We start from the raw sequence: 12,049 nt of genomic DNA on the forward strand, positions 1-12,049 counted from the left end.
GGTCGACCGAGCGCATGTGCCGGGCGGCGATGGTCCCATCCCGCAGTTGGGCAAAACCGCGTTGTGCCTGGCGCATCAAGCCGCGGCCCAGCTTGAGCAGGCCGAAACGTGCCAGTCTGAGCAGGCTGGGCAGGGCGGCCAGGGGGTTGAGTTCCTGCAGGGTGGCAATCACCAGCTTTCCCGTGAGCTTCGCCAGTTTTGGCAGCGCCAGGCGCAGCCCGGTTTTACCGGCCTGAATAGCCAGGCGGGCAGAGCCGGACACATATCGGCCGACCGGCAAGGCGAAAAGCACGATGTCGATGAACAGGCTGGCGACGCCGGACTTGATGCGCTGGGGGTCGCCGGAGCCGATGTCGTCGATACCGCCCCAGAACGGCAGAAAAATCTTGCCCCAGAAGGCGAGGTCTTCGAGCACTTCAGCGCCGATGTCCACCTCCCGCGTGGCGTTACGGGTTTTTTCCAGCAGGGCTGCTTCGTCACAGAAAAACAGCTCGCGGGCGATCATGCTCGCCAGCCTTTCACTGCGTGGCGCATACAGTGTGTTGGGCTGCAACGATGACGCGCGCGCCAAGGCGGTTTTGATACCAGGCAAGGTCTCGCCGACTTGCTCAACGATCAACTCAGCCTTTTTGCCTGGCGTGGGCGCTTTGTTCTCGCGGTAGGCTTGCCGGTCAAAGGGCACTTCGGTGGCCAATCTGTATTTACACCAGCTCATTGCGTCTCGTAGCTCTACCACTTTGCCGTTCAGTGGCAGAGTCTTGATGTCTTTACGGTGACGGATCACGCCGGCGAAGGGGAACACTTCGATGTAGGTGGCATGAAAGGGCGAGCGGGGCTTGACGATGCGCAGGATGAAACCTGCCCGGTAACGCACGGCATCGGTCTTGCGCTGGGTTTCATACTCGATAGGCACCTTGTCCAGCGCTTCTCTCAAGGAGTACACGGTGATCTCGTCCTGATTCACATCCAGGGTCGCACTGCCAAGGTGCGCAAGCAATGACTTGATCAGGGTTTTATAGGCGTTTTTCGGCTGTTCGAGGGCCTCGCGGAAGGTCTTGTCGTATTCCGAGTCCGACGCATAGCGCCAGCGCCCGGGCAGGTCGAGCGCAAGGCCCTGAATCGCGTTGAACATTTCGTATTCATGCTGCTCCAGTGCGGTGACAGCTTGAGTCAGCTCATCGCGGGTAGGGCCTGACGTTCGGCTGGCGATCAAGCCATTGGCCTGCGCCCATTGGACCGTGGGGCCGAGCCTCGCGGCGGCGACCAAGGCCTGCTGTTCAACGTTATCGCCACTGGCGCGAAAATGTTCCGCCGCCAGGTTGAGCAACTGCTCGAAGCTCATCTGGCGCGATGAGCCGGGTGCAAGCGCTTCGGCCAGCAGGAAACCGCTTCTGAAATTGACCCAGGTACTGCTGGCGGCGTACGGCAGGTCATCGGGGATATCAGCCACCCACACTTCGCTGGCCACATTGGCCTTGACGACGCACACCGCCAATTGCGCGGCGGCAGGGCTGATCGACAAGCTGTGTTCATAACGGCTGATCAAGGAGTGGCGGATCGACGAGTAAGACGCCCCAGGCTCGATAAATAACTTCAATTCGTTATCCATCGGCGACTCGGTGTTGGGCATGATCGTGAGCCACAGCGCTCGCCACAGCAATTTCACCCGCACCGGTTGGGGGCAGATTTCGTCCTTCTGGCTGCCATACCAGTCCAGTGCCTTGGCGATTCGTTCGCCCAGCGCCAGGTTGTCGGGGCTATTGAGAAGCTGTTCAAGCAGGACGGTTGGCGTGGTGGTGAGCATGGCCTGCTGTGAGGCGGTGAACGTTTCGGGCAACACCTGGCGAAACAGCGATTGTCGGGTGTGTGTTTCGATCTCGCGGATAACCTCCTTGATCTTCTGGTCGGCAGGGGCATCCAGCACATGCTGCAAATCGCTGGGCTGCCCATCGTGGCCCAGTTTTCTCAGGGTGTGGTGTTCCTGCAAACCCTGGAGAACCGCTTTCCATTGTTCGGGGGGCTTGGGTTGCGCCGGGAGGATCGAGTAGTACTTGAGCACCAGGTCGAACCGTACCGAACCGTCGCTTTTGACGCCGTTTCCCACACGCCGGTTGATATCCAGCAACACGTCGGCGTCGATGTACCAATAGGTGGGTATATGGCGCAGGATCACCGAATGGTCGGCAATGCTGAACGTTTCGGGAGGGTCGGGTATCGGCGAGCGGGCGCTGCTGAGCAGGGTTGAGAGCAGGTCATAAAGAAAGTCCCGGCCCAGAATGGAGTCATCCCGTTCAGGTTTTTCCCGTAGGAACTGCTGGAAGTCTTCATCGGCCTCCAGTTTTGCAAGGACCCGAACGGCTTCTTTGCACTCGCGATTCAGCTCGGAGTTCAACGGGGGAAAGTAATAAAGCTCGGTGGAGGATACTGCCAGTGAGCTTTGTTCCGTTACAAAGTCAATCAGATGATCCAGATGCGCTTGCTGTTCAGGCAAGCCTTTGAAATAGAAACGCTGCAGCGCATTATTCATTCGATCCTCACAATCCATAGTGGAAGAGGATTCACTCTATTGAGCCGGGTTTTGCGGCGGGGGCTATATAGGTAGGCACAGGTTTTTGCACAAATGGGCCGGTGCAGCGGGGGCCTTCGGTCAGCAGGATCAGGTCTTTCCTGACAAAAATACTCGGACTTTGTACCTGCGTAATAATTTGGCGTAAACTGCGAGCAAGCCTGTGAGGAGTTTCCATGACTGCCATAACCATTACCGACGCCGCCCACGATTACCTGGCTGACCTGCTGTCCAAGCAGAACACCCCGGGTATCGGTATCCGCGTCTTTATCACCCAGCCCGGCACCCAGTACGCCGAGACGTGCATTGCCTACTGCAAGCCTGGCGAAGAGAAACCTGAAGACACCGCCCTGGGGCTCAAAAGCTTCACCGCCTACATTGACGCCTTCAGTGAAGCCTTCCTGGACGACGCCGTGGTCGATTATGCAACCGACCGCATGGGCGGTCAGTTGACCATCAAGGCCCCCAACGCCAAGGTGCCGAACGTCAATGCCGACAGCCCGGTGAATGAGCGCATCAACTACTACCTGCAAACCGAGATCAACCCTGGGCTGGCCAGCCATGGCGGCCAGGTGAGCCTGATCGACGTGGTGGATGACGGTATCGCCGTGTTGAAGTTCGGCGGCGGCTGCCAGGGCTGTGGCCAGGCGGACGTGACCTTGCGTGAGGGCATCGAGCGCACGCTGCTGGAACGTATTCCTGAGCTCAAGGGCGTACGAGATGTGACTGACCACACGCAGAAAGAAAACGCCTACTATTGAGTAAGGTGTTCACTGCGAACATAAAAAACGGCGCCCCGTGAGCGCCGTTTTTTTATGCCTTTTCTGTAGGAGCGAGCTTGCTCGCGAAAAACATTAACGATGACGCGCGCTTGCTGAATGAACGCGGCGCCTGTTAGTTTTTCGCGAGCAAGCTCGCTTCTACAAAAAGCCTTGAGGCAAGCCAGGTCCACATAGGTGTTTGCATTTCTTCAGGGCCGATAGAGGTGCGCATGCCCTGCGCGGTACAGCGACGACTCACTGAAACTGTCACTGGCCAACACCCGGCCCACCACAATCAATGCCGTACGCCGAAACCCCTTGGCCGCGACTTTCTGGGCAATGTCACTCAGCGTACCGACCACCCAATCCTGATCCGGCCAGGTGGCCCGGTGTACTACGGCAATCGGGCAATCCGCGCCGTAGTGTGGCAGCAGTTCGGCGACGATCTTGTCCAGGTGATTGACCCCCAGATGAATCGCCATGGTGGTGCCATGCCGCGCCAGGCTGTCGAAGTCTTCACCGGGGGGCATGCTGGTTTTATCGGCGTAACGGGTCAGGATCACGCTTTGGGCGATGTCCGGAAGGGTCAGTTCGGTTTCAAGCAAGGCCGCGCACGCCGCGACCGCCGTGACCCCTGGAATGATCTGGAACGGGATGCCCAGCTCGCGCAAATGGCGGATTTGTTCGCCAATCGCCCCATACAGGCTTGGGTCGCCGGAGTGCACCCGCGCCACATCCTGGCCTTGGGCATGGGCCGTCTTGATCAGCTCGATGATCTGCTCCAGGTGCAGTTCGGCGCTGTTGACCACCTGGAGCGCCTGATGACCTTCCAGTACGGCGGCGGGCACCAGCGAGCCGGCGTAGATGATCACTGGGCAACTGCGGATCAGCCGCTGGCCCTTGACGGTGATCAATTCCGGGTCGCCGGGGCCGGCGCCGATAAAGTAGACGGTCATGGAGAAGTCCTGTTGAAAAACGGGCGAGCATGAAGATTGCTCATGATCGAAAGCGGCAATTATCGGGATTTTAACCTGCGCAGGCCAATGCAAGGGTGGCCTGTGCGCTTTTCTGGCGGGTGATCAGCAGGCGCGCGGGGCCATTGGACAGGTGCTCGGCCAGGGCCAGGGCGGCGCTTTCGGCTACGCCGTAACAGCCAGTGTGGGCAAAGGCCAGCGCTGAGCGATGGCTCAGCCGATGCTCATAGCCCACCAGTTGTTCGGCACTCAAGCACTGCAAGGGCAGGTTCAAGCGCTGGGCCAGCGCCAGCAGCCCAGGCTCATCGCGTTTACGGTCAATGCTTGCCAATGCGGTCACGCGTGAGCGCTCAATGCCGGCCTCGGCCAGGGCGCTGTCCAGCAATGCCAGCAGGCTGTGAACCTCACAGCCGCGCTGGCAGCCAAGCCCGACAACCAGAATCATGCCGAGTAGTGGTCGTCGCGGTTGCGGCGAAACAACCAGGCGCTGATCAGGCCCAGGGCCAGCCAGAAGGCCACGTTGGTCAATTGCGAGGCGATCTTGAACTGCGCTTCGAGCGCCTCGGGGGCCAACATCGAGTGCACTTGCGGCTGCGGCGCGCCGATGACGTGGGGAACGGCAAGAATCGCCAGCCCAAGCGCTTTCAACAGCCAGTTGCGACCGAACACGATCAGCGCCAGGCCGGCGGCGGTGGACGCTGCGGTGCCGATCCACCAGGTCTGGCGTAACGTCAGGTCAGCCGCCGCGGTGCCAGGCAGCTCCGGGGGCAGGCCCAGGGTGGGCGCCAGTACAAAGGTCGCGTAGCCGGCCAGGCCCCAGAGCAGGCCTTGGGCGGTGCGGGTTGGCGCGCGCAGCGTGTAGAGGCCGGCGAGCATAAGCGCGAATCCCACCGCCACTACCAGGTTGCCGCCGGTGGTGGACAGCACTCGCTGCCAGCCATCTTCAGGCTCCCAGGCTTGGGCGTCGTGGGTGTGAGCTGCGGCGCCAGCGGCGTGCTCATGCACCACTTCGGCGGTTGGCGGGGTTTTTTCAAAGCTTTCCGCCTGCAGAATCAGCGGTGCCACCCAAAAGCTTTGCAGCAGGGTCAGCAGCAAGGCAGCCAGAAGTCCGGTGAACCCTGCGGTTTGCGCAATACGCTTGATCATGTCGGCAGCTCTCAATGGCACGGGAACGCGGCGCTGTGGCGGGTATCGTGGGCGGCGTTGTGCACCGCCTCGATATGCGAGAACCCGGCGAAATACACCAGGCAAGCGCCAAGGATCGATGCACCGATGGCGGCGGTCAGGCGTTGGCTGAGGGTGGCGGTGCTAGTGGCGGTGTGCGAAGTGCTGCTGATGATCGACATGGCGCGTCCCTTTCAGGTGTCAGGGTGAAACGAGCGCATGAAAACCCCACGCGCCAGGCACGCAGGGTTCGAACAGCGCCCGCCCACCGCGGGTTTGTTATCTGAATTTTTCGGGCCGGTCTCCGGGCTTGCGAGGGGCGGCTCATCAAAGAGTCCTCCTGAAAGCATCGCCTTCCCATGCAAAAGCACAGTGGCCATGACGCTTCGCTCGCTTACCGTTGCGGGGGCAGCACCGGACTTGTCATTGGATTTGACGCACCGGTTTCCCGTTTCACCCTGTGAAGGGCACCCGAAACAAGGTGTGTAGGAGAGCATGGTGTGCAGGTCAGCGTCAATTGGATGAGGACACCTACGAAGTACACGGCGATGAAGTATTTGCAGACGCAATAGGCAGACACGCGATGTATGAAGTGTTTGGGAACGCCTGCGCTTTTTTCGATAACTCAGAAGGAAACCCGGTTTATCTCCCCGCGCAACATTGAAATTAACGGTGGGCTTTATGCGACTTTCCAATACGCTGCAAAGTTTTCATGCGCCGCTTGCTGGCGATCAGCAATCAGCGGTGGCCGATGCGACCCTCAGGCCCAACGACCCCTCTGAATCGAACGTTGATAAACCCTCTTTCACGGTTGATCAGGCCGCGCGTCAAATCACTCGAACCGGCCATCGTTGGTTTGACGCCAATCGCGACGGCATCACGCAGATCTCCTATTCATTCAACAAGCACGCAAGAGGGCACACGGCGTTCAATGCGACCCAGAAAGAGCAGGCCCGGCGCTCGATGCAATCGTGGGAGGATGTCGCGAATGTTTCATTCCAGGAAGGCAGTCGTCGCCCCGAGGGGCTTCTAGCGTTCTCCAATAGCACGGACTACGAGGTCGCCTTCGGCCAGTATCCGGGCCAGGAAGGTAAAGTGCTGATCAATCCCCGATTCGGCACCAATACTAACCCGGCCCTGCACAATCATGGGCGAATGACCCTGACCCATGAAATTGGGCACAACCTGGGCCTGTTACACCCAGGCACCTATAATTTTGGTAATCCCAATTACCGCGATCACGCCTTATATGCTCAGGATACGCGGGCTTACAGCGTGATGAGCTACTTCGATGCACCTGAAGCGGGTAAACACTTCAATGGAAAGTTACCGTCGGCGCCGATGATGGATGATATCGCCGCTGCGCAGCGGGTTTATGGTGCCAATAACACGACGCGCAATTCAGATACCACCTATGGCTTCAACTCCAATGCGGGACGAGACTATCTGGAGTTGAACTCGCGTCACGATACGGCCTTGTTTTGTGTATGGGACGGTGGTGGTGTCGATACGTTGGACTTTTCCAAGTATCACCAAAACCAGACTATCAATTTGCGGGCGGAGTCCTTTTCGGATGTTGGCGGCCTGGTGGGGAATGTTTCCATTGCCAAGGGGGTTACGCTGGAGAATGCAATCGGCGGCTCCGGGCATGACTCGATCATTGGTAACCAAGCAAACAACGTGCTTAAAGGTGGGGCGGGTGCGGATCGACTCCGAGGTGCGGGGGGCGCTGACACCTTCGCTTACGACAATGCCAGCGACTCCACGCCGGAATATCCCGATCAGATTATGGATTTTGTCACGGGTGTGGACAGAATCGATCTGTCGAACCTGCTGGGCAACGCGGGGGTTGATGCCCTGAGGTTCGTCAGGCGGCTGACGGGCAAACCAGGTGAAGCAATTCTGGATTACAACCGTACGACTAACCTGTCTAGGCTGGCCATCGACCTCACAGGGAATGGCCGATTTGATTTTTTCCTCAAGGCTTACGGCCCGATCAATGTGCCCGACATCATCACCGCCAATCCTGGCAGGCAGCGCTACGCCTAGTTGGCCGCTGCCTGGACCGACTTGCCGGTAGGTGCTTGAGCATTGACCGCCTGCCGTGCACTGCGTAGCCTTGCACCCTCGAGGTTCTTCGGCCCAGGCCGAAGCTAAGAAGGGAACGCGGTTCAAGCCGCGGCTGCCCCCGCAACTGTGAAGGGTTCAGTTGACTGCCACGCCACTGCCGATAGGGCGGGAAGGCGCAGTCAGCGTTGGTCGCAAGACCTGCACACCCCAAGCCAGGAGACCTGCCTCGCCACTGATTTTCCAATTCAACCGGGCGGGGTGATCCGGTGACGAAATCCGCTGCTGCGCGCCGCCGCAGGGCCTGTCGTCCCGTATGCCCGCCCCAAAGGGCATCCGATGAAAACACTGGCCAAACTTCCCGTCACCATCGTTACCGGCTTCCTTGGCTCGGGCAAAACCACGTTGCTGCGCCATATGCTCGACAACGCCCAGGGCCGTCGCATTGCGGTGATCGTCAACGAGTTCGGCGAGCTGGGCATCGACGGTGAAATCCTCAAGCAGTGTTCTATCGGTTGCACCGAAGAAGAAGCCAATGGCCGCGTCTACGAGCTGGCCAACGGTTGCCTGTGCTGCACCGTGCAGGAGGAGTTCTTCCCGGTGATGCGCGAACTGGTCGCCCGTCGCGGTGACCTGGACCATATCCTCATCGAAACCTCGGGCCTGGCCCTGCCCAAGCCGTTGGTGCAAGCCTTCCAGTGGCCGGAAATCCGCAGCGCTTGCACGGTGGACGCGGTGATCACCGTGGTCGACAGCCCAGCCGTGGCCGCCGGCACCTTTGCCGCCTTCCCGGACCAGGTCGACGCCCAGCGCAAACTTGACCCGAACCTGGACCACGAATCGCCGTTGCACGAGCTGTTCGCCGACCAACTGGCCAGCGCCGACCTGGTGATCCTCAACAAAAGCGACCTGATCAGCGCCGAAGACCTGGCCCGTGTGCGCCTGGAAATCGCCGAAGAACTGCCGCCCGCGGTGAAGATCATCGAAGCCAGCAGCGGTCGCCTGCCCCTGGACGTGCTGATCGGCCTGGGCGCCGGTTCCGAGGAGCATATCGACGGGCGCCATAGCCATCACGACCATCACCACCAAGGTGAAGATGACCACGACCACGATGCCTTCGACTCCATCTCCATCGACTTACCCCAAGCCGATGAAGCGCTGCTGCTCGACGCCCTGACCCAATTGGTGGTGCAGCACGGCATCCTGCGTGTGAAAGGTTTCGCCGCGATCCCCAACAAACCGATGCGCCTGCTGATCCAGGGCGTGGGCACGCGCTTTGACAAGCACTTCGACCGCGCCTGGGGTGCTGACGAAGCACGCACTACGCGCCTGGTGCTGATCGGCCAGGAACTGGACGCCGTGGGCCTTGAAGCGCAATTGCGCGCCGCCCTCAGCGTTTAACCATGCACCTGCTCAGGACCCAACCCGGTGGTTTCGTCGCGGACGACAATATTGCCGACCTTGGCCAAACCCCTGCTGAGCTGGTGATCCTGTGCAGCGGTGATTCCAGCCTGGCGCTGCTCGCCGAAGCCGCCCAGCAATTGCCGGAGGATTACCCCAGCCTGCGCCTGGCCAACCCGATGCAGGTGCAGAACCATGCCTCGGTCGACCTGTACGTCGACGAGGTATTGCGCCACGCCAAGGTCATCCTGCTGTCATTGCACGGCGGCATCGGCTATTGGCGCTACGGTATCGAGCGCCTGGTGGAGTTGGCCGAACGCGGCGTCACCTTGATCCTGGTGCCAGGGGATGATCGCCCAGACCCGGAACTCAGCGGCCTGAGCACCGTTGCGGCCGAACACCGCGAGCGCCTGTGGCACTTCCTGCGCCAAGGTGGCCTGGGCAATGCCCTGGATTTTTATCACTGCCTGGCCAGTGCCCACCTGGGCCGCGACTATGCCTGGGCCGAGCCGCAAACCCTGCCGCGCACGGCGATCTATCACCCGCGCAACGCCAATGCCCGCCTCAATGACTGGCAGGCCGATTGGCACGCTGATTGGTCCGTGGCTGCGGTGCTGTTCTACCGCTCGCATTTGCAGGCGGCCAATACCGGCTTTATTGATGTGTTCTGTCAGCGCTTGCAAGCGGCGGGCCTCAACCCGTTGCCGATTGCGGTGGCCAGTCTGAAAGAGCCCGGCTGCCTCACGGTGGTCGAGGACCTGCTGGACGATGTGCAAGCCTCGGTGATCCTGAACACCACCGGCTTTGCCCAGTCCAGCCCGGAAGCGCCGCACCTGCGCCCGTTTCGCCGCAATATCCCGGTAATCCAGGCGATCTGCGCCCAGGACAACCAACCCGGCTGGCAGGCCAGCGAACAAGGCCTGGGGCCCCGTGACCTGGCGATGCATATCGCTTTGCCGGAGCTGGACGGGCGCATCATCAGCCGGCCCATCAGTTTCAAGGACCTGGCCTGGCGCAGCGAGCGCAGCCAGTCGGACGTGGTGTGCTACCGCGCAGCGCCCGAGCGCATGGATTTTGTCGCTGAGCTCGCACGCCGTTGGGTCGAGTTGGCGCGGGTGCCCAATGCCCAGAAACGGATTGCGCTGATCCTCGCCAACTACCCGACCCGCGACGGTCGCATCGGTAACGGCGTGGGCCTGGACACCCCGGCGGCAGCCCTGAATATCCTGCGCGCCTTGCAAGCCGAAGGCTACCCGGTGGCGGATGTGTTGCCCGACAGTGGCACCGCGCTGATCCAGGAACTGCTCGGCGGCGTCACCAACGACCTTGACAGCCTCGACCTGCGCCCCTGCCATCAAAGCCTGGGCCTTGTGGAATACCAGGCGATGTTTGATCGTTTGCCAGCGTCCAATCGCCAGGCCGTACTGGCGCGTTGGGGCGCGCCGCAAAACGATCCGATGTGCCGCGATGGCCGCATGATGATCGCCGGCCTGCGCCTGGGCCTGACCTTCGTCGGCATCCAGCCGGCGCGGGGTTACCAGGTGGATGCCAGCGCCGTGTACCACGACCCGGACCTGGTGCCGCCCCATGGCTACCTGGCGTTCTATTTCTGGCTACGCCATACCTACGGCGCCCACGGCGTGATCCATGTGGGCAAGCACGGCAACCTGGAGTGGCTGCCCGGCAAAGGCGTGGGCCTGTCGGAGCACTGCTGGCCGGATGCACTGCTGGGGCCGCTGCCGAATATCTACCCGTTTATCGTCAACGACCCGGGTGAGGGCGCCCAGGCCAAGCGGCGCACCCAGGCGGTGATCATCGACCACCTGATGCCGCCGCTGACCCGCGCCGAAACCTACGGCCCGCTGCGTGACCTTGAGTTATTGGCCGACGAATATTACGAGGCGCAATTGCTCGACCCGCGCCGTGCGCTGGAGCTGCAAAAAGACATCCTCAAGCTGGTGCGCGAAACCCGTATCGACCAGGAGCTTGAACTGGGCAGTGAGGCGGACGCGGCGGTGTGGCTGCCGCGCCTGGATACCTACCTGTGCGACTTGAAGGAATCGCAGATCCGCGATGGCCTGCATATCTTTGGCGAGTCGCCCGAGGGCCGTTTGCGTATCGACACCTTGCTGGCGCTGTTGCGCATTCCCCGTGGCGATGGCCGGGGCCCGCAGTCGAGTCTGCTGCGTGTGTTGGCCAAGGCATTCGACCTGGGGTTTGATCCGCTCGATTGTGCACTGGCCGAGCCCTGGACGGGGCGGCGCCCGTTGGTGTTGCAGAAGATTGACGATCAGCTGTGGCGTACGGCCGGGGATACCCGCGAACGTCTGGAGTTGTACGCGGCGCGCTTGATCGAGCAGGCGTTGGAAGGCCCTATCGAACAGTTGGAAGAGCCCGGCTGGCAGGAGGTGAAGTCGGTGATCGAAAGCCTGCGCATTGTCGTCGCGCCACGCCTGGATGCCTGTGGGCCGTCGGAGATGCGCGGCTTGCTCGATGCCTTGAGTGGGCGCTTTGTCCCGGCAGGGCCCAGCGGTGCGCCGAGTCGCGGTCGGCTGGATGTGCTGCCCACGGGGCGTAACTTCTTTACCGTGGACGTACGCAACCTGCCAACCACCACGGCGTGGCGTCTCGGTTTCCAGTCGGCCAACCTGATTCTTGAGCGGCACCTGCAAGACCACGGCGACCACCTGCGTCAGCTCGGCCTGTCGGTGTGGGGCACTGCCACCATGCGCACCGGCGGTGACGATATCGCCCAGGCCATGGCGCTGATGGGCGTGCGCCCGGTGTGGGCCACCGGCAGCCAGCGGGTGGACGATTTTGAAATATTGCCGATCAGCCTGCTGGACCGCCCGCGCGTGGACGTGACCCTGCGCGTGTCCGGGTTCTTCCGCGATGCGTTTGCCAACCTGATCCGCCTGTTCGATGCGGCGGTACAGGCGGTGGCGGCCCTGGATGAACCCGACGACATGAACCCGCTGGCCGCCAAAGTACGCAGTGAAAGCCCAGCCATGGTTGAGGGTGTTTCCTTTTAAACACTTACCCCTCCGAAGAAAGTCACACGAGTGGGTGCTTGTCGTGGTCGCTGGTCCGTCAAAGAACAACATAGGTGAGAAGCA

Annotated in this window: 7 protein-coding genes, 2 pseudogenes and 2 riboswitches; of the genes and pseudogenes, 4 read left to right on the top strand and 5 right to left on the bottom strand. The window is 61.2% G+C overall.

The window, feature by feature from the left end; all coding sequences use genetic code 11:
- A pseudogene (locus tag GIW04_RS20570) lies at window positions 1-2,527 on the bottom strand (SET domain-containing protein); the annotation flags it as partial.
- Between the two features lie 215 nt (window positions 2,528-2,742).
- On the opposite strand from GIW04_RS20570, the gene nfuA reads away from it, so the two are divergent.
- The gene (gene nfuA / locus GIW04_RS20575; protein WP_003190728.1) at window positions 2,743-3,327 is read left to right on the top strand and encodes a Fe-S biogenesis protein NfuA; all 585 of its coding nucleotides are present in this window, start codon (window positions 2,743-2,745) and stop codon (window positions 3,325-3,327) included.
- A 209-nt stretch (window positions 3,328-3,536) separates the two neighbouring features.
- Here nfuA and cobM read toward each other — a convergent pair whose 3' ends face one another.
- The 4 genes from cobM to GIW04_RS20595 all read right to left on the bottom strand — a co-directional run bounded on the left by cobM (window position 3,537) and on the right by GIW04_RS20595 (window position 5,647).
- Window positions 3,537-4,283: a precorrin-4 C(11)-methyltransferase gene (gene cobM / locus GIW04_RS20580; RefSeq protein ID WP_034135404.1), complete on the bottom strand. Its 747-nt coding sequence runs from the start codon at window positions 4,281-4,283 to the stop codon at window positions 3,537-3,539.
- Between the two features lie 70 nt (window positions 4,284-4,353).
- A complete protein-coding gene (locus GIW04_RS20585) occupies window positions 4,354-4,746 on the bottom strand; it encodes a cobalamin biosynthesis protein (RefSeq protein WP_003190731.1) in 393 nt (130 codons plus the stop codon).
- Window positions 4,743-5,447 carry a CbtA family protein gene (locus GIW04_RS20590; RefSeq protein WP_034135405.1) on the bottom strand — a complete coding sequence of 235 codons (705 nt, stop codon included), beginning with the start codon at window positions 5,445-5,447 and terminating at the stop codon, window positions 4,743-4,745. The genes GIW04_RS20585 and GIW04_RS20590 overlap by 4 nt, the downstream gene beginning before the upstream one ends.
- Window positions 5,448-5,458: 11 nt before the next feature.
- Entirely contained in the window at window positions 5,459-5,647 is a 189-nt protein-coding gene (locus GIW04_RS20595; RefSeq protein WP_003190735.1) for a CbtB domain-containing protein, read from the bottom strand.
- Between the two features lie 96 nt (window positions 5,648-5,743).
- A riboswitch (cobalamin riboswitch) is annotated at window positions 5,744-5,955 on the bottom strand.
- Window positions 5,956-6,146: 191 nt separating this feature from the next.
- Here GIW04_RS20595 and GIW04_RS20600 point away from each other — a divergent pair.
- The 3 genes and pseudogenes from GIW04_RS20600 to cobN all read left to right on the top strand — a co-directional run.
- Window positions 6,147-7,514 carry a M10 family metallopeptidase C-terminal domain-containing protein gene (locus tag GIW04_RS20600; protein WP_003190737.1) on the top strand — a complete coding sequence of 456 codons (1,368 nt, stop codon included), beginning with the start codon at window positions 6,147-6,149 and terminating at the stop codon, window positions 7,512-7,514.
- Window positions 7,515-7,578: 64 nt separating this feature from the next.
- Window positions 7,579-7,778: riboswitch (cobalamin riboswitch) on the top strand.
- Window positions 7,779-7,871: 93 nt separating this feature from the next.
- The gene (gene cobW / locus GIW04_RS20605) at window positions 7,872-8,933 is read left to right on the top strand and encodes a cobalamin biosynthesis protein CobW (protein ID WP_120248269.1); all 1,062 of its coding nucleotides are present in this window, start codon (window positions 7,872-7,874) and stop codon (window positions 8,931-8,933) included.
- Window positions 8,934-8,935: 2 nt separating this feature from the next.
- Window positions 8,936-11,932, top strand: a pseudogene (gene cobN, locus GIW04_RS20610) (cobaltochelatase subunit CobN); the annotation flags it as partial.
- Between the last annotated feature and the right edge of the window lie 117 nt (window positions 11,933-12,049).

The organism is Pseudomonas sp. PA-4-8C (genome assembly GCF_021606625.1).
In the GTDB taxonomy this organism is placed as follows: domain Bacteria; phylum Pseudomonadota; class Gammaproteobacteria; order Pseudomonadales; family Pseudomonadaceae; genus Aquipseudomonas; species Aquipseudomonas lactis.

What these genes read in the sequence shown, in the direction of transcription:
- cobM (WP_034135404.1), bottom strand. Translation starts at nt 4,283, where the DNA reads ATGACCGTCTACTTTATCGGCGCCGGCCCCGGCGACCCGGAATTGATC.
- GIW04_RS20595 (WP_003190735.1), bottom strand. Translation starts at nt 5,647, where the DNA reads ATGTCGATCATCAGCAGCACTTCGCACACCGCCACTAGCACCGCCACC.
- cobW (WP_120248269.1), top strand. Translation starts at nt 7,872, where the DNA reads ATGAAAACACTGGCCAAACTTCCCGTCACCATCGTTACCGGCTTCCTT.
- nfuA (WP_003190728.1), top strand. Translation starts at nt 2,743, where the DNA reads ATGACTGCCATAACCATTACCGACGCCGCCCACGATTACCTGGCTGAC.
- GIW04_RS20585 (WP_003190731.1), bottom strand. Translation starts at nt 4,746, where the DNA reads ATGATTCTGGTTGTCGGGCTTGGCTGCCAGCGCGGCTGTGAGGTTCAC.
- GIW04_RS20600 (WP_003190737.1), top strand. Translation starts at nt 6,147, where the DNA reads ATGCGACTTTCCAATACGCTGCAAAGTTTTCATGCGCCGCTTGCTGGC.
- GIW04_RS20590 (WP_034135405.1), bottom strand. Translation starts at nt 5,447, where the DNA reads ATGATCAAGCGTATTGCGCAAACCGCAGGGTTCACCGGACTTCTGGCT.